The organism is Xenorhabdus sp. SGI 60, from assembly GCF_056632175.1.
In genome coordinates this window covers 118,729-140,169 of the sequence record NZ_CP196860.1, presented here as the reverse complement: position 1 = coordinate 140,169, position 21,441 = coordinate 118,729, and the positions used below count along the sequence as shown (strand labels likewise).

The 21,441-nt window shown below is 44.8% G+C and carries 20 protein-coding genes; 13 read left to right on the top strand and 7 right to left on the bottom strand.

The features are described from left to right. Positions 1-75: 75 nt before the first annotated feature. The 6 genes from pstA to greB form a co-directional block, all read right to left on the bottom strand. A complete protein-coding gene (gene pstA, locus ACSJJG_RS00635) occupies positions 76-984 on the bottom strand; it encodes a phosphate ABC transporter permease PstA (protein WP_481088093.1) in 909 nt (302 codons plus the stop codon). A 1-nt stretch (position 985) separates the two neighbouring features. Next, the gene (gene pstC / locus ACSJJG_RS00630; RefSeq protein WP_481090339.1) at positions 986-1,945 is read right to left on the bottom strand and encodes a phosphate ABC transporter permease PstC; all 960 of its coding nucleotides are present in this window, start codon (positions 1,943-1,945) and stop codon (positions 986-988) included. Between the two features lie 31 nt (positions 1,946-1,976). Continuing rightward, entirely contained in the window at positions 1,977-2,999 is a 1,023-nt protein-coding gene (gene pstS / locus ACSJJG_RS00625) for a phosphate ABC transporter substrate-binding protein PstS (protein ID WP_481088092.1), read from the bottom strand. A 320-nt stretch (positions 3,000-3,319) separates the two neighbouring features. Then, entirely contained in the window at positions 3,320-4,219 is a 900-nt protein-coding gene (locus ACSJJG_RS00620) for a histidine kinase dimerization/phospho-acceptor domain-containing protein (RefSeq protein WP_481088091.1), read from the bottom strand. Continuing rightward, positions 4,216-4,935, bottom strand: a complete 720-nt coding sequence (ompR, locus tag ACSJJG_RS00615) for an osmolarity response regulator transcription factor OmpR (RefSeq protein ID WP_481088090.1) — start codon at positions 4,933-4,935, stop codon at positions 4,216-4,218. The genes ACSJJG_RS00620 and ompR overlap by 4 nt, the downstream gene beginning before the upstream one ends. A 99-nt stretch (positions 4,936-5,034) precedes the next feature. Further along, complete coding sequence (gene greB, locus ACSJJG_RS00610) at positions 5,035-5,517, bottom strand: transcription elongation factor GreB (protein WP_481088089.1); 483 nt, start codon at positions 5,515-5,517, stop codon at positions 5,035-5,037. 274 nt (positions 5,518-5,791) lie between these two features. Here greB and ACSJJG_RS00605 point away from each other — a divergent pair, with 274 nt between their 5' ends. The 4 genes from ACSJJG_RS00605 (at position 5,792) to ACSJJG_RS00590 (ending at position 11,398) form a co-directional block, all read left to right on the top strand. Next, entirely contained in the window at positions 5,792-8,128 is a 2,337-nt protein-coding gene (locus tag ACSJJG_RS00605; protein WP_481088088.1) for a Tex family protein, read from the top strand. A 392-nt stretch (positions 8,129-8,520) separates the two neighbouring features. Further along, positions 8,521-8,748: a ferrous iron transporter A gene (gene feoA / locus ACSJJG_RS00600; protein WP_047766405.1), complete on the top strand. Its 228-nt coding sequence runs from the start codon at positions 8,521-8,523 to the stop codon at positions 8,746-8,748. Positions 8,749-8,822: 74 nt separating this feature from the next. Continuing rightward, on the top strand, positions 8,823-11,135 hold the full coding sequence (gene feoB / locus ACSJJG_RS00595) for a Fe(2+) transporter permease subunit FeoB (protein WP_481088087.1): 2,313 nt from the start codon (positions 8,823-8,825) through the stop codon (positions 11,133-11,135). A gap of 23 nt (positions 11,136-11,158) precedes the next feature. Further along, positions 11,159-11,398 carry a FeoC-like transcriptional regulator gene (locus ACSJJG_RS00590; protein ID WP_481088086.1) on the top strand — a complete coding sequence of 80 codons (240 nt, stop codon included), beginning with the start codon at positions 11,159-11,161 and terminating at the stop codon, positions 11,396-11,398. A gap of 1,908 nt (positions 11,399-13,306) precedes the next feature. Here the strand turns inward: ACSJJG_RS00590 and bioH are convergent. Then, positions 13,307-14,071, bottom strand: a complete 765-nt coding sequence (gene bioH / locus ACSJJG_RS00585) for a pimeloyl-ACP methyl ester esterase BioH (RefSeq protein WP_481088085.1) — start codon at positions 14,069-14,071, stop codon at positions 13,307-13,309. Positions 14,072-14,109: 38 nt separating this feature from the next. Here bioH and gntX point away from each other — a divergent pair, with 38 nt between their 5' ends. From gntX to ACSJJG_RS00540, 9 genes are all read left to right on the top strand, one after another. Next, positions 14,110-14,793: a DNA utilization protein GntX gene (gene gntX, locus ACSJJG_RS00580; RefSeq protein WP_481088084.1), complete on the top strand. Its 684-nt coding sequence runs from the start codon at positions 14,110-14,112 to the stop codon at positions 14,791-14,793. A gap of 59 nt (positions 14,794-14,852) precedes the next feature. Continuing rightward, the gene (gene nfuA, locus ACSJJG_RS00575) at positions 14,853-15,428 is read left to right on the top strand and encodes a Fe-S biogenesis protein NfuA (RefSeq protein ID WP_481088083.1); all 576 of its coding nucleotides are present in this window, start codon (positions 14,853-14,855) and stop codon (positions 15,426-15,428) included. A 164-nt stretch (positions 15,429-15,592) separates the two neighbouring features. Next, a complete protein-coding gene (gene glpE / locus ACSJJG_RS00570; RefSeq protein WP_481088082.1) occupies positions 15,593-15,916 on the top strand; it encodes a thiosulfate sulfurtransferase GlpE in 324 nt (107 codons plus the stop codon). Between the two features lie 76 nt (positions 15,917-15,992). Next, complete coding sequence (glpG, locus tag ACSJJG_RS00565) at positions 15,993-16,856, top strand: rhomboid family intramembrane serine protease GlpG (RefSeq protein ID WP_481088081.1); 864 nt, start codon at positions 15,993-15,995, stop codon at positions 16,854-16,856. Between the two features lie 86 nt (positions 16,857-16,942). After that, positions 16,943-17,701 (top strand): DeoR/GlpR family transcriptional regulator, encoded by a 759-nt coding sequence (locus ACSJJG_RS00560; RefSeq protein WP_481088080.1) that lies wholly within the window; start codon positions 16,943-16,945, stop codon positions 17,699-17,701. Between the two features lie 255 nt (positions 17,702-17,956). After that, positions 17,957-19,450 (top strand): glycerol-3-phosphate dehydrogenase, encoded by a 1,494-nt coding sequence (gene glpD, locus ACSJJG_RS00555; RefSeq protein ID WP_481088079.1) that lies wholly within the window; start codon positions 17,957-17,959, stop codon positions 19,448-19,450. Positions 19,451-19,632: 182 nt separating this feature from the next. Continuing rightward, on the top strand, positions 19,633-19,800 hold the full coding sequence (locus tag ACSJJG_RS00550) for a hypothetical protein (protein ID WP_481088078.1): 168 nt from the start codon (positions 19,633-19,635) through the stop codon (positions 19,798-19,800). 296 nt (positions 19,801-20,096) lie between these two features. After that, complete coding sequence (yhfZ, locus tag ACSJJG_RS00545; RefSeq protein WP_481088077.1) at positions 20,097-21,005, top strand: GntR family transcriptional regulator YhfZ; 909 nt, start codon at positions 20,097-20,099, stop codon at positions 21,003-21,005. A 54-nt stretch (positions 21,006-21,059) separates the two neighbouring features. Beyond that, a complete protein-coding gene (locus ACSJJG_RS00540) occupies positions 21,060-21,422 on the top strand; it encodes a PRD domain-containing protein (RefSeq protein WP_481088076.1) in 363 nt (120 codons plus the stop codon). Positions 21,423-21,441: the final 19 nt, after the last annotated feature.

Below are 21,441 nucleotides of genomic sequence, written 5' to 3'. Positions count from 1 at the left end.
GAAATAACGTCATTAGCCTTATTCATCAGTATTTGTCTCTTTAATACTTTCTGCTTTTGTTCCTTTGAAAAAATATCAGTACTTTTTCTTCACAAACAACGCCCGCGCCACAATGTTAATTAGCAATACACATAGCGTAATCAATAATACCCCCGCCCATGCCAATTGCTGCCAGTCAGAGAATGGACTCATGGCAAACTTGAAAATAGTGACAGGCAAGTTGGCCATCGGCTGGCTAAGATCGGTGCTCCAGAACTGGTTGGAAAGCGAAGTGAACAACAAGGGCGCCGTTTCACCGGCGATACGAGCAATAGCCAGCAATACACCGGTCATAATGCCAGATATTGAGGCTTTCAAAGTGATGGCAGAGATCATTTTCCATTTCGGTGTGCCCAGTGCATAAGCGGCTTCACGCAAGTTATCCGGCACCAATTTCAGCATGTTTTCCGTCGTACGAATAACAATGGGGATCTGCAACAGTGCCAGTGCAATGACTCCTGCCCAACCCGAAAAGTGTTGCACTTTTGCCACCACAACCGTGTAGACAAATAATCCAACCACAATCGAAGGGGCTGAAAGCAGGATGTCATTAATAAAGCGGATGATTTCTGCCAGCCATGAACGGCGGCCATACTCCGCCAGATAAATTCCCGCCATAATCCCCAATGGCGTACCAAACACCGTCGCCCAGAAGATCAGCAAACCGCTACCCACAATGGCGTTTGCCAGCCCACCACCCTCGGTATTGGGAGGTGGCGTCATTTCAGTAAACAACGCCAGCGACATACCATCGATACCTTTAGTGACAGTGGAGATTAAAATCCAGCCCAGCCAAAATAAACCGAATGCCATCGTCATCATGGATAGCATCAGCGCCAGCCGGTTTTTCTGACGACGCCATGACTGCATACGGCGACGGCTTTTCATCTCCGCTTCATTTACTGTATTGACTAAATGTGAGGGTTGCTCATTGATGGTTGTCATCTCAGCGCTGCCCCTCATTTTTTGCCAGACGCAGAATCATCAATTTTGATAACGCCAATACAATAAAAGTGATGACAAATAAAATCAGCCCCAGCTCCATCAATGCGGCGGTATGCAGGCCTGATTCAGCCTCAGCAAATTCATTTGCCAATGCAGAAGTGATACTGTTCCCCGGCATATACAGAGACAAACTATCAAGTTGGTAGGTATTACCGATAATAAAAGTGACAGCCATTGTTTCTCCCAATGCCCGGCCAAGCCCCAACATGACGCCACCAATTACACCATTCCTGGTATACGGCAAGACGATATGCCAAATCACTTCCCATGTTGTACAACCGATACCATAGGCAGATTCTTTCATCATCACAGGGGTCTGTTCAAACACATCACGCATGACAGAAGCGATATAGGGGATAATCATGATGGCAAGAATGACACCCGCCGCCAGAATGCCGATGCCAAAGGCAGGACCGGAGAATAGCGCACCCACGATGGGAATACTGGAGAACACGTCACCAACGGGTTGCTGAAAATAGGTGGCAAACAGTGGAGCGAAAACAAACAGCCCCCACATGCCATAAACAATGCTGGGGATCGCTGCCAATAACTCAATCGCCATACCCAACGGGCGTTTTAGCCAGTTTGGTGACAATTCCGTCAGAAACAGGGCGATACCAAAACTCACGGGAACCGCAATAATCAAGGCAACTAACGAAGTCATCAATGTGCCATAAATCGGTATCAATGCGCCAAACATCCCTGCCGGCGCATCCCACTCTTTGCTCCATAAGAAAGCAAAACCAAATGCTTGTATACTCGGCCAGGAAGCAATGATCAGCGAAATGATAATGCCTCCCAGCAGAAATAAAGTTAGCAGCGCCGCTAACTTAACCAGCGCGCTGAAGATAATGTCACCATTTTTGCGTGGTGCTTTCAGTGCCGTTTTACGTTCGGCCATACGCTTCATTCTCATGTTAGGTTATTTCCCCTTAATAAAAGGGGAGATTACTCTTCCACGCTGCACGCACCTGGCTGACCACTTCTTCCGGCAGGGTGGCATAATCCAGCGCCTTCGCCTGCTTTTTACCGTTGTTATAGGCCCAATTGAAAAAGTTCAGCACTGCGATACCATTGGCAGCATTTGCCTGTTGCTTGTGGATAAGAATGAATGTCGTCGAGGTAATTGGCCACGCATTATCGCCTTTCTGGTTTGTCAGATCTTGGGCAAAGCTGTGGCTCCAATCTGCCCCTTTGGCCGCCGCACTAAAGTTCTCTTCGGTAGGCGCTAGCACGGCACCATCCGCTGAAATCAGTTTGGTATAAGCCAGGTGATTCTGCTTTGCATAGGCATATTCGACATAACCAATCGAACCCGGCAGACGCTGAACAAATGCAGCAATCCCGTCATTACCTTTACCGCCCAATCCTGTTGGCCATTTGACGGTAGAGCCAGCCCCAACTTTTTGTTTCCAATCGCTGTTAACTTTGGACAGGTAACTCGTAAAAACGTAGGAAGTCCCTGAACCATCAGCGCGACGAATCACAGCAATGTTTTGCTCTGGCAGTTTGAGATCGGGGTTCAACTTTGCAATCGCTGGATCATTCCATTTCTTGATATTACCCAGATAAATATCACCAAGGGTTTTGCCATCCAGAATCAACTGACCCGCTTTAACACCGGTAATGTTCACCGCCAGCACAATCCCACCGATTACCGTTGGAAACTGGAACAAACCATCAGTCGCCAATTTTTCGTCAGAAAGCGGGGCATCAGATGCGCCAAAATCAACGGTATTAGCAATAATCTGTTTTACCCCCCCAGAAGAACCGATGCCTTGATAATTGATTTTGTTACCCGTTTCTTTCTGATAAGAATCCGCCCATTTGGTATATATCGGAGCAGGAAATGTTGCACCTGCCCCCGTCAAGCTGGCGGCAGCAAATGAAGACAGGGATGTCATGGCAAATACAGTAACCATGATACTCGCCACGGTGGTACGCATTGATTTCATACTATCTCCTGTTGGAATACGCATCATGAATGAAAAATAAATGACAGGTATCGCTGACAATCTGATATTCAGGTAAGAAAATGATTCAATAAAGAAAATAGGTGAATTCAATGACAATAAGATGTATGAATTATGACATTTTTATGACAGGAGGTTGCGGTAGTGCCTTATTTTGTGTTCAACGATGTTCTTATGTTGCACTCAATGGAATATATATACGAATGGATAACCCCTGTTTTTCACTGCTCCCCACCTGAATATCCCCCCGTGGCTATCAATGATACGGCGGATGATCGCCAGCCCCAGCCCCACGCCCCTATTTATTTCGCCCTATTATTTATTTCACTTCTATTATTTCCCTGCATAAAAGGCTGAAATAAAATGGCGGCGGCTTCTTTCGTCATTCCAGTACCGTTGTCCTCAACCTGAAACCAGCCAAATTTTTCTGTTGAGCCACTACTGATACGAACCCACCCATTGCCATAACGCCGGGCATTAGTAAACAGATTGACCAGTACACGTTTGATGGAAAAAGAATGGGCTAAAATGAAAATCGAACTTGTAGCTAAACGATTTTCAATATCGGTATCTGCCGCACAACGCTGTTCTGCTGCAATTACCTCTCCAAGCAACCCGTTCAATTCACAGCATGTCATCGGCATATCCTGCCCTGTCCGTTGATAATCAATGAATTGATCAATCATGGCATTGCACTCTTCAATGTCCTGATGGACAGATTCTGTCAGAAAATCATCTTTTCCCTCCATCATTTCCATCGCCAGACGAATACGGGTAAGCGGAGTGCGCAAGTCATGGCTCACGCCAGCCATTAATACCGCCCAATCGCTTTCCTGTGATTTCAGCTCCGCCGACAATTGGTTAAGCGCCCTAATCACGGAACGGATAGCGGGCGTCCCCCTTTCAGGCACTGAGGAGCCTCTTTTTCCTTTTCCCATGTCGATAACGGCTTTCCGCATAGCTTTCAATGAATGTTTCTGGACAGCGGAATATCGCCCGAACACCATGAACACGGACAATGCCACCGCAAAAACACTGATAAAGAGATAGGGAAATACCGCGTTAAAAGGAAGCGATTCTAATACCACCAGCAGTAAGGTAACCAGAGAGCTGAACAGCAAGCTGCCCAGCACTAAGTACAGGACACGGAAAAACAAAGTACGCAGAGAAAGCCAATACTTTTTTACACTGGGCTTTTTCATACCTTGTTTCCATCAGGAACAAAAACGTATCCCAGCCCCCAAACCGTCTGGATATAACGCGGATGGGCAGGATCTTCTTCAATCAGACGACGCAGACGGGAAATCTGGACATCAATGGAACGCTCCATCGCACCATACTCTCGTCCCCGAGCCAGATTCATCAATTTATCCCGTGATAATGGTTCACGTGGGTAAGAAACCAACACCTTCAACACGGAAAATTCCCCACTGGTCAAAGGTAACAATTCATCTTGATGAAACATTTCACGCGTTCCAAGATCAAGTTTAAATTTCCCAAACTTGATCACCGCATCATCCGGCGTCGGCGCCCCCGGCAATTCTTTCGCCTGTCGCCGCAGGACAGCACGCATACGTGCCAACAATTCACGCGGGTTAAAAGGCTTGGCAAGATAATCATCAGCACCAATTTCAAGCCCCACAATCCGATCAACCTCTTCCCCTTTCGCGGATATCATGATGATCGGGATCGCGTTATGCTGACTTCTCAGCCTTCGACAGATAGACAACCCATCTTCGCCCGGCAACATTAAATCCAGGACAATCAATTGAATGGATTCTCTGGTCAATAAACGATCCATCTGTTCTGCATTTGCTGCGCTACGCACCTGGAACCCCTGTTCGGATAAATAGCGTTCCAGTAACGCCCGCAAGCGCATATCATCATCAACAACAAGGATTTTATAACTCTCTTGCATGTTTCAGCTCCCAAGATACTCCATGCCCGCAACATCCATTACTTTCACAGAAAACCCATAACCCCAATAGAAACTTAACCGTATGTATTTTTAGGAAACTTATGCCAAAGGCTGATAGCTAATTTCCAGTATCCAGTAAGTCACCACGCCATTCGGTGTCATCACTGTGACTTCATCATCAACCTGCTTACCCAGTAATGCCCTCGCCACCGGAGAATCAATGGAGATCCACTTCCTGGCAGGATCGAATTCATCCGGCCCTACCAAACGAAATAGGTGTTCCTCTTCATTCTCGTTTTCAACTTTTACCCATGCCCCAAAAAAGACTTTCCCTTCTTGTCGCGGGTCAGGATCGACAATTTGCAGTACATCAAGTCGCCTGGACAAAAAACGTACTCGGCGGTCAATTTCCCTTAACCTTTTTTTACCATAAATGTACTCTGCATTCTCTGAACGATCCCCCAATGCAGCAGCATCTGAAACAGCTTGGGTGACTTTGGGACGTTCAACTTTCCAGAGATATTTCAATTCCTGATCAAGTACATGCCAGCCCTCTCGGGTAATATAGTGACTCTTGGTCATGAAAAACTCACTTGAGAAAAGAGGATTAATGGCGGAGTACTATATCTTATCAACTTTCATCAACCCAATCCCAATTCAGAAGATATTTGATGAATTCTGCTGCAACATAACCGAAATATCGCGCTAAACTGGAAATTATCGCGTTCAGCACGTATAAATGGAGCCAGTTTGAACCATGCCGATACTGTTTCAGATGAAATTTGATCTTATCCGGCTCTGTCTGCTGATGTCCCTGAATATCTACAGGCCCTAAAGAAGTTGAAGAAAACAGACCATGAATGAATCTTTAAGTCGAATCATTGCCGGTGAGCTACAGGCTCAACCACAGCAAATCCTAGCTGCCATTTCCCTGCTTGATGAGGGAAATACAGTTCCCTTTATCGCCCGTTACCGTAAAGAGGCCACCGGTGGTCTGGATGACACACAGCTCCGCCAACTCGAAAGCCGTCTCGGTTATCTGCGTGAACTGTCCAGCCGCCGTCAGACTATCCTGAAATCCATTGAGGAACAGGGAAAGCTAACTGTTGAGCTGACAGAAGCGATTAACGCGACACTGAGCAAAACTGAGTTGGAAGATCTGTACCTGCCTTATAAACCTAAACGCCGTACCCGTGGACAAACTGCCATTGAAGCCGGATTGGAGCCTCTGGCCGATCTGCTGTGGCAAGATCCACAACAAGAACCAGAACTGGCGGCGGCTGCCTATATCAACGCTGACAAGGGCGTTGCTGATACCAAGGCAGCATTGGATGGCGCCCGCTATATCCTGATGGAACGTTTCGCCGAAGATGCAACCTTGCTGGCGAAGGTCCGTGAATATTTATGGAAAAATGCCCACCTGGTTTCCAAGGTTATCGAGGGTAAAGAGGAAGAAGGTGTTAAATTCAGCGATTACTTCGACCACCACGAAGCCATCGCCACTGTTCCTTCCCATCGTGCCCTTGCTATGTTCCGTGGACGCAATGAAGGCATCCTGCAACTCTCTTTGAATGCGGATCCACAATTTGAGGAAGCACCAAAAGAGAGCCACTGCGAACAAATTATTACCGATCACCTGAACCTGCGCCTGAACAATGCACCGGCTGACAATTGGCGCAAAGCCGTGGTGAGCTGGACATGGCGCATCAAGGTGCTGCTGCATCTGGAAACCGAACTGATGGGTACACTGCGTGAGAAAGCCGAAAACGAGGCCATCAACGTATTCGCCCGTAACCTGAATGACCTGCTGATGGCTGCGCCTGCGGGTATGCGTGCAACAATGGGCCTGGACCCGGGTTTGCGCACAGGCGTAAAAGTCGCCGTTGTTGACGCGACAGGCAAACTGATTGCTACCGATACCATTTATCCGCACACCGGACAGGAAAACAAAGCGGCTGCTATCGTCGCAGCGCTGTGCACCAAACACCAAGTGGAGTTGGTTGCCATTGGCAATGGTACTGCATCCCGTGAAACAGAACGTTTCTTTGTCAACGTGCAAAAACAGTATCCTGACGTCACGGCACAAAAAGTAGTGGTCAGCGAAGCGGGAGCTTCTGTCTATTCCGCCTCTGAATTGGCTGCACTAGAATTCCCTGATTTGGATGTTTCCTTGCGTGGCGCCGTCTCCATTGCCCGCCGCTTGCAAGATCCACTGGCTGAACTGGTGAAAATAGAACCCAAATCCATCGGTGTTGGTCAATATCAACATGATGTTAGCCAGACCCTGCTTGCTAAGAAACTGGATAACGTGGTTGAAGACGGTGTAAATAGCGTCGGTGTTGACCTGAATACGGCCTCTGTTGCCTTGCTGACTCGCGTTGCTGGCCTGACGCGCACTGTTGCCCAAAATATTGTTAACTGGCGCGATGAAAACGGTCGTTTCGACAACCGTAATCAATTATTGAAAGTCAGCCGTCTGGGACCAAAAGCCTTCCTGCAATGTGCGGGCTTCCTGCGCATTAATCAGGGTGATAACCCGCTGGACGCTTCAACGGTTCACCCAGAAGCCTATCCCGTGGTTGAGAAGATCCTGGCAACAACCCAGCAGACACTGCCTGAACTGATGGGCAACCCTGCTAATTTGCGTAACCTGAGCGCCCAAGAGTTCACGACCGAAAAATTTGGCATTCCGACTGTTACCGATATCCTGAAAGAGTTGGAAAAACCGGGTCGCGATCCGCGTCCTGAATTTAAGACCGCCACATTTGCCGATGGGGTTGAAACCATGAACGACCTACAAGCAGGCATGATCTTGGAAGGTACGGTAACTAACGTGACCAATTTTGGTGCATTCGTGGATATCGGTGTCCATCAGGATGGTCTGGTTCATATCTCTTCCTTATCCGATCGCTTTGTGGAAGATCCACACACCATCGTCAAGACAGGTGACATCGTGAAAGTGAAAGTGATGGATGTTGACCTCAACCGCAAGCGTATTGCATTAACCATGCGTCTTGATGAGCAACCAGGCGAAACTCAAGCCCGCCGTAGCGCCCAAGAAGGTAACCGCCAGGATCGCAATAACCGTAACGGTAATGGCAGAAATCGACCTGTTTCGCGTTCAGGTTCTGCGCCTTTAGCCAACAGCGCCATGAGTGATGCATTGGCCGCTGCTTTTAACAAAAAACGTTAATTAATAAAAAACGTTAGATGGCTTAAATGATTTCCTGAACTGGCTCAATTGTGTCAGTTCAGGATCTTAGTTAGTAAATACCAATAAATTATTTATTAAATTAATAATAAAATTGAAATCAATGAGCCTTGTTTATTAAACGGGGCTTATCAATAAAAAATATCCGAATATTCCCCTTCTTGATAAAAATTTATTTTAATAAACATTAATTTGATTAATATCAATTCATTTCCACATTATTCAGGATAAATGGCTAACATCGCAATTGCGTATTATTATCATTAACAACTATAATTCAGAGAAATTACCATACTTTTTTCTTGTGGTTCTTCCATTATTGAGGATAATAATTCTTATAATCACTTATTTTTTCAATTAGAATGGAGATTTATATGGTTCTTATTCCAGAACGTAGATATAAAATTCTGGGATTTTCTCCAAAGATTACCCCAGCTTACCGACAAAAATTATTGTCACTCGGCATGTTACCTGGCTCAACATTTCAGGTCATTCGCTTCGCGCCATTAGGCGATCCAATACAAATCGAAACACGCAGAGTTAACCTTACCCTTCGTAAACAAGACCTGGCATTTCTCATGTTACATGAAGATCTGAATTAGCAAGGCCCTAAGTCAATTTGGTACTGAATATAACTAAGGTACGAAATTCACTTTCCTGATTGGCAGAAAGTATAATGAAACAATTAACCATTGGCCTGATTGGTAATCCCAATGCCGGCAAAACAACGCTTTTTAACCAGCTTACAGGCTCTCACCAACGCGTGGGAAACTGGGCTGGCGTTACCGTAGAACGCAAAACCGGCCACTTTACCACCAATAACCATCAGATCGAACTTGTCGACCTTCCCGGCACTTACTCCCTTACCACCATTTCTGAGCAAACTTCCATTGATGAGCAAATCGCCTGCCACTATATCCTCAGTGGCGAAGCAGATATGCTGATCAACGTTGTTGATGCGTCTAATCTGGAACGTAACCTTTATCTCTCACTGCAATTGATTGAACTGGGTGTTCCCTGCATCATTGCGCTGAACATGCTGGATATCGCCCAAAATCAACGCATCAATATTGATATTCCTGCACTGGAAAAACGCCTTGGCTGTCCGGTCATCCCACTGGTTTCAACCCGTGCCACAGGGATAGATACGCTCAAAAAAGCCATCGACCATTACCCTCAGCATACCCGCCCTGTACAGGTTAATTATCCTGATACGTTATTGCAGGAGATTTCCCACCTTTCCAGCCAGATCGCAGAAAAATTCACCCCACAACAGCGCCGCTGGCTGACTTTACAAGTCCTGGAAGGGGATATTTACAGCCGTGGAGTATCCGGCCTGACTCACGCACAACTGGCTGAAAGCAGCGAACGCTTACAAAAACAACAAATCGAAGAACCTGACCTCATCATTGCAGGCTCACGCTATCAAACCATCAGTGAAATTTGTCTGGCTGTCATTGATACCCGCACAGCCACCCCCAACAAACTGACCCAAGCGTTAGATGCCGTTATTCTGAACCGCTGGTTGGGTCTGCCTATCTTCCTGTTTGTCATGTACCTGATGTTTGTGCTGGCTATCAATATAGGGGGAGCTTTACAGCCTATCTTTGACGGCGCTTCCACCGCCATTTTTATTGATGGAATGCAATGGATTGGTCATACTCTCCATTTCCCGCATTGGTTAACGGTGTTCCTTGCTCAAGGTATTGGTGGGGGTATCAATACCGTACTGCCGCTGGTTCCCCAAATTGGCATGATGTACCTGTTCCTCTCCTTTCTGGAAGATTCCGGCTATATGGCACGGGCGGCATTTGTCATGGACAGGCTGATGCAAGCCTTGGGGCTGCCGGGTAAATCCTTTGTGCCCCTGATTGTTGGCTTCGGTTGTAATGTGCCAGCCGTCATGGGTTCAAGGACATTGGATGCCCCTCGTGAACGCTTGATTACCATCATGATGGCACCGTTTATGTCTTGCGGGGCAAGGTTGGCGATCTTTGCCGTCTTTGCGGCGGCTTTCTTCGGCCAAGACGGCGCAAGCATCGTTTTCTCCCTGTATATTCTGGGGATTGTCATCGCCATCCTGACAGGGCTGCTATTGAAATTCACGCTAATGCGCGGTGAAGCATCGCCATTTGTCATGGAACTGCCGGTCTATCACGTTCCCCATACCAAAACCCTGCTGCTCCAGACATGGCAAAGGCTGAAAGGTTTTGTCATACGCGCAGGTAAAGTGATTGTCGCAGCAAGCATGTTGATTGGTGCCCTGAACAGTTTCTCCTTCTCCGGTAAGACCGTAGACAATATCAACCAATCGGCGCTGGCCTCCGTCAGTAAAGTGCTCACTCCTGTTTTGCAACCTATCGGTGTGCATTCCGATAACTGGCAAGCCACCGTCGGACTTATCACTGGAGCGATGGCAAAAGAAGTGGTTGTAGGAACCCTAAATACCCTCTATACCGCAGAAAACATTGCTCAAGAGTCATTTAATCCAGATGAATTTAATTTACTGGATCAACTCAAAGATTCTGTCGCAGAAACGTGGGATAGCCTGAAAGAAACCTTCACTTTGAGCGCACTTTCTAACCCGATTGAAGCCAGCAAAGGGGATGGCAACATGGATCGCAGCTCTATGGGAACAATGAGCGCCAAATTTGGCTCTGCCATTTCCGCTTACAGTTACCTGATTTTCGTGTTGCTGTACGTACCTTGCGTTTCCGTGATGGGCGCCATTGCCCGTGAAACCAGTCGTGGCTGGATGACATTCTCGATTCTGTGGGGATTAAACGTCGCTTATTCTCTGTCAGCCCTGTTTTATCAAATCACAACGTTTTCAGCTCATCCACAAAGTAGCCTGATCACCATTCTGGCCGTGATCCTGTTTAACATCCTGATAGTTATTGGTTTACGCTGCGCACGCAGCCGAGTCACTGTGACATTCAACAACGCTGCTGGCCATAGTTGCGAATGTTCAAACAATAGCTGTCACTAGCCGGAGCCACTGAGGAGCCATAAATGATTAACCTGCTGAAAATCAGAGATGCTGTTGCCCTCAACGGGCGTACCGATGCCGGGTCATTGAGCCATCAGTTCTCAGCACCGCTGCCAATGGTAGAAGCCATGCTCAAGCAGCTTGTCATAATGGGTAAACTGGAGGAAGTGGATGCTTCCTCCTGCCTCAGCGGGGGCTGCAAGCAGTGCCCGGAAACACAAAAATGTGACACGAAGGCGTATCAGCTTGCCATAAAAAAATAAGGCATTACTGGCTTTATAACCCCGTTGTCGGCATAAGTCTCTCGGGGTTATTGGTCGCCACGGGGTGCTATTTGGTAAGTTAATTAGATAAATTATCTGCATTATTGCTATAATCCATAACCCGATCTTTCCACCTTTCTTATGATTAATTTCTAAGGAATCAAAAATACAAATTATCATCCATTCTTGGTGGTCAACAGTCGCGGGGTTTTGACATTAAGGCAGAAAACGCGGGTTATCTATCGCCATCTGTGGGCTATTGGTAATTGGTTAGCAACAGTCCGGGGTTTTGACAAGGAGGCAGAAAACGCCACGTTGGGTATAAATATAGCGTTTCTGGTGTAATAAACTATGAACTTTATGATAAATTCACTGATCCATATGATATACACGCTGTCGGTAAATTATCTGCATTATTGCTATAATCGATAACCCGATTTTCCACCTGTTCTTATGATTTTTCTAAGGAATCAAAATACAAATTATCTGGTCTGAATCATTAATTTCGAGGTAACAAAGATGTTTATGAAACAAAATTAAACCTATGTTGGTCAAAAATAACTGAAAAAATGTAACTGGTCACAGAGAAATGTAATGGAACGCCGTATGTTATTTTAAAAAACAATTAGTCTCGCATTAAATGCGCGACTTCATGAAATCTATTTATCAATTAAAAAATTGACTGGTAAAGAACCATGGTAGAAAATGACTTATTGTTGATAAAACTGGGTGTTAATCTGTTTTGATTATTGCAATAATAGTCATTAAAATTGACACTAATATGGTTTTTTTAACGTTTCTTTTAAATATAAAAAATAATTAACAATCACAGTTAGAATAAAAAAACATATCAAATATCATAAATAAAATTGCTATTAAATAACATAATATATCCATTTTTGAATAAATTCCCTATAACAAACATTATCAAATAAGATTAATTATCATTAGGTTATAAGTTATAAAAAATGTAACTGGTATTAGCGGAATAACCTAATGGAACGCCGTATGTTATTACTGGTGAATGGTCTGAATCAGTTAATTTCGAGGTAAACAAAGATGTTTATGAAAACAAAATTAAACCTATGCTTGGTCAATAAAAATAACTGATAAAAAACAATTAGTCTCGCATTAAATGCGCGACTTCATGAAATCTATTTATCAATTAAAAAATTGACTGGCTAAAGAACCATAGGTAGAAAATGACTTATTATTGCAATAATAGTCATTAAAATTGACACTAATATGGTTTTGTGATTAATGTCATTTGTGAGTATTTTCGATAAATTTTGTTGATGTGTCGTTTGGGTTGGGGGATTTGTCAATTTGGAGATCTGCACCATCTCTCAAAAGATGGGACTTTTCGCGCTTTTTGGTCATTACAATTATTTCTTTTATGTCACCTCTTCTTCTTTTAACTTTCTTAATTTGCTCACTCTACCCAAGCTATGTGCTCTATAAAAAATAATTAACAATCACAGTTAGAATAAAAAAACATACAAATATCATAAATAAAATTGCTATAAATAACATAATCTTATATCCATTTTTGAATAACATTACCATGAGAGGAACATTATCCTAAATAAGATTAATTATCATTAGGTTAAATAGTGATTAATGTCACATTTGTGAGTATTTTCGATAAATTTTGTTGATGTGTGGTTTGGGTAAATATCATTGTATTTCAGGAGCATCTCCCCAATCTCTCAAAAGATTCCTAAATTATCTTTTATCACCTCCCTGAGAGTAATTATCGGTCATTACCATACCAATCTATTCAAGATGCTTATTTCTTTTATGACCTGCCCTGTGGTTAAAATCCCTCTCTGCTACTACTCAAATTACCCATAGCTTATGTGCTAACACCAGAGAGGGAGAGTAATTATCGGTCATTACCATCCAATATCAGAAGCCAAAATTCGTTAACACTTCAACAAACTCATCAGGATGGGAAATAAAAGGCGCATGGGCGGCTTTGCGCATAGTAACGGAGTGCGTATGTGGCCATGCCTTGTCAAGCTGTGAAGCCATCTTACGCGGCACCAAACCATCAAGATAACCATAAAGGCGCAGGAAAGGTAATTGAAGTTGGGATAACTCCTCCCTTAGATCATCAGTGCGCAGGATTTCCAAACCGGCATTAAGTACCTCGACTGTCGGCATCGGCTGATTCAGTATCACTGATTTCAGTACACGGGCATCCTGGCGGGCGCTGTCTGTTCCTAAGGTCTGCAAAGCCAGAAAACGTTCAACCGTCTTTTGAAAATCAGCACTCAATTGATGCTCAAATGCCTTCAAGACCTCTGGCTTAATGCCCGGCCAGTCGCCATCAGCACTAAATTTTGGCGAGGAGGCCACGGTTATCAAACCCGCAATGTGTGCCGGATGATCCAAAGCAATCCGGCTAGCCACCAATCCACCTAAAGACCAGCCTAACCACAAGGCATTCTCTGGCGCCTGCTGCCATACAGTGTCCGCCATATCCGCCAATGACATAGCCGAATACGATTGGCTACGCCCATAACCCGGCAAATCCACCAGATGCAAACGAAAATGCGAAGCCAATCGCGTTTCCACTGAGCGCCAAACCTCAGAGTTTAGACCCCATCCATGCAGCATCACAAGATCACGTGGCATATCGCCAATTGTCTGCCAAAACAACTGATTCATTGTTATTCTCACTTTATTTGTCACCAAGGAAGGAAACTATGCTAACAATGGTTGGATACTGTTGGCTATGCCATCAAAATTTGTATTTTGCCCATCATGGGATCTGCAACATCTGCCATCGTCATTTAAGGCGGCTGCAACAGGTCTGTCCACGCTGTGCATTGCCTTCTGAATCCGACAACCTTCCCTGTGGACGATGCGTAAGGAATCCCCCAGCATGGCAACATTTGATCGCCATTACGGATTACACCCCACCATTAAGCCAGCTTATTCAACAATACAAATATTACAGTACCCCGCAACTCGCACCAATGCTGGCGCGTGTGTTCCTGCTGCATTGGTTGCAAGGCTATCGTGAAGGCCGCTGGCATAAGCCAGATCGCATACTGGGTATTCCTCTGCACAGCAGAAAACGCTGGCAACGGGGTTTCGATCACATTGAACTCATTACCCGATCCCTATCACATTGGCTGCAATGTCCATATCAACCCGATTTTTTACGCCGCTCACGTGCTACACTCACGCAGCGGGGTTTATCTGCCGCCCAAAGGAGAACCAATCTTAAGCAAGCCTTTCAATTACAGGGCGATTTTACCGATCAACATATCGCGATTTTCGACGATGTGATCACCACGGGCACAACGCTGCATGAAGCGTCACAGTTGATGATTCGTGCTGGCGCTCGCTCTGTACAGGCTTGGGCAATCTGCCGAACCTTGTAGTTCCTTTATAAATGGGCGTATTATAACCAACTAGAACAGTCAACTATTGAGCAAATGACATGATTAATATTACTGAAGCAGCGCAAGCACATTTTGCCAAGCTACTGGCAAATCAAGAACCGGGCACACAGATCCGCGTCTTTGTTATTAATCCAGGAACGCCGACCGCTGAATGCGGTGTCTCCTATTGCCCACCGGATGCTGTTGAAGCCACTGACACCGAATTGAAGTTTGATCAACTTTCTGCTTATGTTGATGAAATTAGTGCCCCTTTTCTGGAAGAGGCCGTCATTGATTTTGTGACCGATCAACTGGGTTCCCAACTGACCCTGAAAGCCCCGAACGCTAAAATGCGTAAAGTGGCAGATGATGCCCCACTGATTGATCGTGTTGAATATGTCCTGCAATCGCAGATCAATCCACAGCTAGCTGGGCATGGGGGTCGTGTCAGCCTGATGGAAATCACCGATGAAAGCTATGCTATCCTGCAATTCGGTGGTGGATGTAACGGCTGTTCAATGGTCGATGTCACTCTGAAAGAGGGGATCGAAAAACAGTTATTACAGCTATTTCCTGAATTAAAAGGCGTGAGAGATCTGACTGAGCACCAGCGCGGTGAACATTCATATTACTGATTTTTCATTCTTATTTTGACAATTTTTCTGTTTCTGACGTTTTCTATCTCAATTTCTATGTCTTCCCAATGGTCAATATTGGGAAGACAGTCAGGTCATACCAGACGACTATTAAGAAATGAATATATTGAAAATGAAAATTTTAGAAACTACGTTGAGTATTTATGGACCATTTTCAAACGATAACGCCTGAACAGGCTTACCAACATTGGCTCGATAAAACCGCAGTCATGGTTGATATCCGCGATCCACAAAGCTTCCATGCCGGACACGCAACCAATGCATTTCACCTAACAAATGAAACACTCAATGACTTTCTACAGGCAGCGGATTTTGACCAGCCGGTCATGGTGATGTGCTACCACGGTCATAGCAGTCAGGGAGCAGCACAGTACCTGGTCAATATGGGTTTTGAGACCGTTTATAGTGTCAATGGCGGTTTTGAAGGCTGGCAAAAAGACTATCCTCACGCTGTCCATACTCAATAAACATTTAATGCATTGATTTTAATGCCATTAACTCCAGTGCGATTAACTTCAACTTAAGGCAGAGATAAGACGAGCAATGATCCATATAACCTCAATATCTAATCCTCGGCTGGCTCAGGCCTTTATTGATTATATGGCGACGCAGGGTATTCATTTGACCATGCGGCCCACCAAGGAGCCACCATTAGTTGAACTCTGGTTAGAGGATGATAGCCAACTAAGTCGGGTTGAAGAAGAACTTCGCCACTTTGCTCGCGATCCACTTAATGAACGCTATCAAGCTGCCAGTTGGCAAACAGGCAAATCTGTCAGCTTCTTCAAGTATCATAACAACCTGAATTTGAGTACGCTCAAAAACCAGTCTGGCCCACTGACTATTGCCATAACCCTGCTCTGCATCCTCGTTTACCTCTGGATAGCAATGGCAGGCATAGAGGATGTTATGAACTGGTTAGCATGGCCAGCCAACAGTGATCAGTATCTGGAATTATGGCGCTGGATAAGCCCTGCTCTATTACATTTCTCTCTGACACACCTGCTCTTTAATCTTGCCTTATGGTGGTATTTCGGCAGCCAGGTAGAGCAGAAGATTGGGGGCAGCAAACTGTTTGAAATCACGATAGTGTCAGCCATTTTCAGTAGTTGGGCGCAATCATTATTCAGCGGATCTGATTTCGGGGGATTATCCGGTGTCGTCTACGCACTGATTGGATATGTTTGGCTAACAGGTGAAATCTCCCCAAAACGTGGGATCAGTGCTCCCAGAGGATTAATCGCTGTCTCTGTCGTTTGGTTGTTGGTGGGCTATTTCGACGATCTATTTTCGTTAAAAATCGCTAATGCCGCCCATGTTGCAGGATTAATCATCGGGTTATTAATGGGGTTATGGGATAATTTGCGTAAACAAAAAAACCAAAAAATGCCAAATAAGCCCCAATAGATTTCAAGTTTCAGCATCGGCTTGAAATAGAAGGGAGATAATTTTGGTCAACTATAATCCATCTATGTATATATTAGGGGAATTTTGTGAAGCAAACTCAGCGACATGATGCAATAATCGAGCTCGTGCGCATTCAAGGTTATGTCAGCACTGAAGAGCTGGTTGCACATTTTGATGTTAGCCCGCAAACCATTCGACGCGATTTAAATGATCTCGCAGATAAAAATAAGATCCAGCGTCATCACGGTGGCGCCGCGTTGCCATCCAGCTCCGTCAACACTGCCTACCATGACCGCAAGATCATGTGGTCGAATGAAAAAGCTCGAATTGCACAACAAGTTGCCACCCAAATTCCAAATGGCGCAACCCTGTTCATCGATATTGGAACAACGCCAGAGGCCGTAGCACATGCCCTGCTCAACCACCGCGATTTACGGATTGTCACCAACAATCTCAACGTCGCAACTCTGTTTATGGGCAAAGAAGATTTTCGCCTGATTTTAGCGGGTGGTGAAGTACGCTCCCGCGATGGCGGCATCATCGGTGAAGCAACGTTAGACTTTATTTCCCAGTTCCGCCTTGATTTTGGCATTCTTGGGATCAGCGGCATCGATAGTGATGGTTCACTGCTGGAATTCGATTACCACGAAGTTCGTACCAAACGTGCCATTATCGAAAACTCCCGCTGTGTCATGCTGGTTGCCGACCATTCAAAATTCGGCCGCAATGCCATGGTAAATCTCGGTAACATGAACCTGATTGATTTTTTGTTCACGGATAAAGCACCTCCTTCCGGCATCCAGAAAATTATCGAGCAACACAGCGTTAAGTTGGAATTGTGCTGATCGCTTTTTAGGTAAAAGTGCCGTAATAATGCCCCATCAGAGATTCTGGTGGGGTTAGCTCCCACCAATATCCCCCTCAAATTTGTATCCCACAGAATCCTTATTAATCTTATGTATATGATGAGATTTTGCTACCCATATCACGTGAATGTGTTTTTTCTGAGTTAAAGGTTGGCGATTGATGAATTTTTAATTACAATCCTTGAGCGAAAACGAACATTAAAGAACTGTTTCGAACATTTCATAGGGGATGCAATGGAAACCAAAGACTTGATTGTAATAGGCGGCGGAATTAACGGCGCTGGTATCGCGGCAGATGCTGCTGGCCGAGGACTTTCTGTCCTACTGTTGGAAGGTCAAGATTTGGCCAGCGCAACTTCGTCTGCCAGCTCCAAGCTGATCCACGGTGGTTTACGCTATCTGGAACATTATGAGTTTCGTTTGGTCAGTGAAGCATTGGCAGAACGTGAAGTGCTTTTAAAACTGGCTCCCCATATTGCATTCCCGATGCGCTTTCGCCTTCCACATCAACCACACCTGCGCCCAGCGTGGATGATCCGCATTGGCCTGTTCCTGTACGATAACTTGGGCAAACGCGTTAGCTTACCAGGCAGTAAGGGGCTGAAATTTGGTGCAAACTCAGTACTGAAACCCTCGATCACCCGTGGCTTTGAATATTCCGACTGTTGGGTTGACGATGCGCGTCTGGTTGTTCTGAACGCACAAGAAGTGCAAAAACACGGCGGTGAAGTACGTACCCGCACTAAAGTCACCCGTGCATGGCGTGAAAATGGTTATTGGATGGTTGAAGCCACAGACCTCAAAACTGGCGAAACCAATACATGGCGCGCAAAAGGTTTGGTTAACGCAACAGGTCCGTGGGTGAAAAATTTCTTCGATAACGGTCTGCAACTGAAATCGCCTTATGGCATCCGTCTGATCAAAGGCAGTCATATCGTTGTGCCTCGCGTTCACGATGAACCGCAGGCTTATATTCTGCAAAATGAAGATCATCGCATCGTATTTGTTATTCCATGGAATGACGAATTTTCGATTATCGGCACGACGGATGTTGAATACAAAGGCGATCCTAAAGAAGTCAAAATTGACGATAAAGAGATCGACTATTTGCTAAAAGTCTATAACGACCACTTTAAGAAACAACTTGGTCGCGATGATATTGTCTGGACTTACTCTGGCGTTCGTCCCCTGTGTGATGATGAATCCGATTCACCACAAGCGATCACCCGTGATTACACGCTGGATGTGCAAGATGAGCAAGGCCAGACGCCATTGCTGTCCGTATTTGGTGGTAAGCTGACAACGTATCGTAAACTGGCTGAACACGCGATGGAAAAACTGGCGCAGTACTACCCTAACGCGGGTAAGGCCTGGACTAAAAACGGCAAGTTACCAGGCGGTGATCTGGAAGGCTGTGATCGCGATGGTTATGCGCGCCTGTTACGTCAGCGTTATAACTGGCTGCCAGAAGGTGTGGCGCTGCGTTATGCCCGTACTTACGGCAGCAACAGCCAATTCATCCTGCAAGGCACAGAAGCGCTGGCCGATCTCGGCGAATGCTTCGGCCACGGTTTATATGAAGCAGAACTGCTTTATTTGGTTAAACACGAATGGGTAACGCAGTTAGATGATGCTATCTGGCGCCGTACCAAACTGGGTATGTGGCTCACTGATGAACAAAAACAGCGTGTAGCTGACTGGCTGGCACAAAACGCCAAAGCCGCTTAATTGCAAGATTGATTTTTAAAATGGCGATAGAAATTATCGCTATTTTTTATTTCGATTTATTCCTGTCATATACGTTTTTTCCCACTCATCAATGTCCGCAAATGAACGTTAACTTTCGAAATCAATCATCCCTATTTTTTATCGCAATTCCCTTATTTTTATTTAATTCAATTGGTTATTTGATGCCAAGCTATCGTTTTTACTTTTCTTATTTATGGCATGACCAAGATGAACTGGAAGAATATATTGCGGGAGAATGTTCCATAGAGAAAATATTGACTTCATTACAATCTCCCGACCATAAATGGTTTATTGCTGAATCCCAGCATGTGCTATTGGCTCAAATATAATTACTCCCCAAAATACAAGCTATGCCAACATTGTTGGATTCAGTAATATACAGAAAAATACAGTGAGTAAGCATTAATAATACTCCCGCCTTCTCTATATTCTCCCATAATGGAGATTTTTATATCTTCAATGCAAAATTAGAATATATATTCAATGTATTGATAATATTACACTTTATCATTTTTTAAATTTTCATTTTTTTTGTAATTGTGATATTAATCCCCTTTCTTTAATTCGCTTATTGCGATTTATGTTCAATTTTATGAATATAAATGGGAATGGACAACAACTTGTAATGATGAGTCAAACATTCATTAAGAAAGAGGGGATCGCACAGTCATTTCTGGCTCGTTATCTCCTCTCTGAACAATGTGGTAACAGACTGAAAACCATAGAGTTATTAGCTAAAGAGTGTGGGTTGTCCGTGGGTTTGATGCAAGCAGCATTAAAATCTCTTGAACAAGCACAGGTGGTTGGAATTAAGCGTCGTGGTCGTAGTGGTAGCTTTCTTGCACAGATAAACCACAGATTACTGTTACAGTATGCCGATATTGGCAATGTGGTTTGTGCGATGCCGCTCCCGTATACCCGTGCTTATGAAGGGCTGGCAAGTGGTTTAAAAGCATTGTGTGCAAGTGTTCCCTTTTACTTTGCACACATGCGTGGCTCAGATATCCGCATTGAGTGTTTACTGAACGGTGTTTACGATTTAGCGGTAACATCAAGGCTTGCCGCAGAGCAGCACCCTGAAAATAAAGATCTATATATTGCGCTTTCACTAGGGACACAAAGTTATACAGACAGGCATAGGTTAATCTTTCGCAATGGCGAAATGGAATCAATTCGTCGCGTTGGGTTAGATAGCACCTCAGCAGACCAAAAAATAATGACAAAGCAATACTTTGCTGACAAAGAGATTGAATTGGTCGAGGTTTCCTATCATGAATGCCTAAATCAAATCATAAAAGGCCACATTGATGCGGCCATCTGGAACGTTGGGCAAGGCCATGAGCTCATAGCACAAGGCCTGATGACCCAACTCCCTGACAATAGTGCGTGTTTTATCAAGGCTTCTGAAGCCGTTATCCTTACCCGCAAGGGTAATATCCCTATCCAGCAACTCCTGCATACTATGGTGGATCGGGATCTATTGCTGACCCATCAACAAAACGTAGTAACAGGCATCATTGAACCCGTTTATTGAAACTCGATTAACCAAAATAAACAGCTGATTAACACCTACGTATAACAAAGAGCAATGATAGAACAACGGTTAACTATCCTGCTACAAGGTAACGTTATCGATCAAGATATCTACGAAAACATGCTGGAAGTTGTGCATGTTCTGGAAGATATGTGGCTCATCCCTATCCGTCATCCACAAGGCGAAATGGCGCTCACCCATATGGCAAGTGCTTTCATGCGTTCACGCCGTGGTGAAATAATTGCTCCGTTGGATAAAGAAATATTGGCAACACTCAAACAATCTGAATACTACGAGCAATTACTCACCATTCATCACTCCCTAATTGAAAAATTTACCGTAGCCTTACATCCCAACGAGGAAGGCTATCTGTTGGCAAATTTATATGGTTTAATATTTTCACTCGAAAGAGGTTAGTTTTTGATTCTCATAAAAA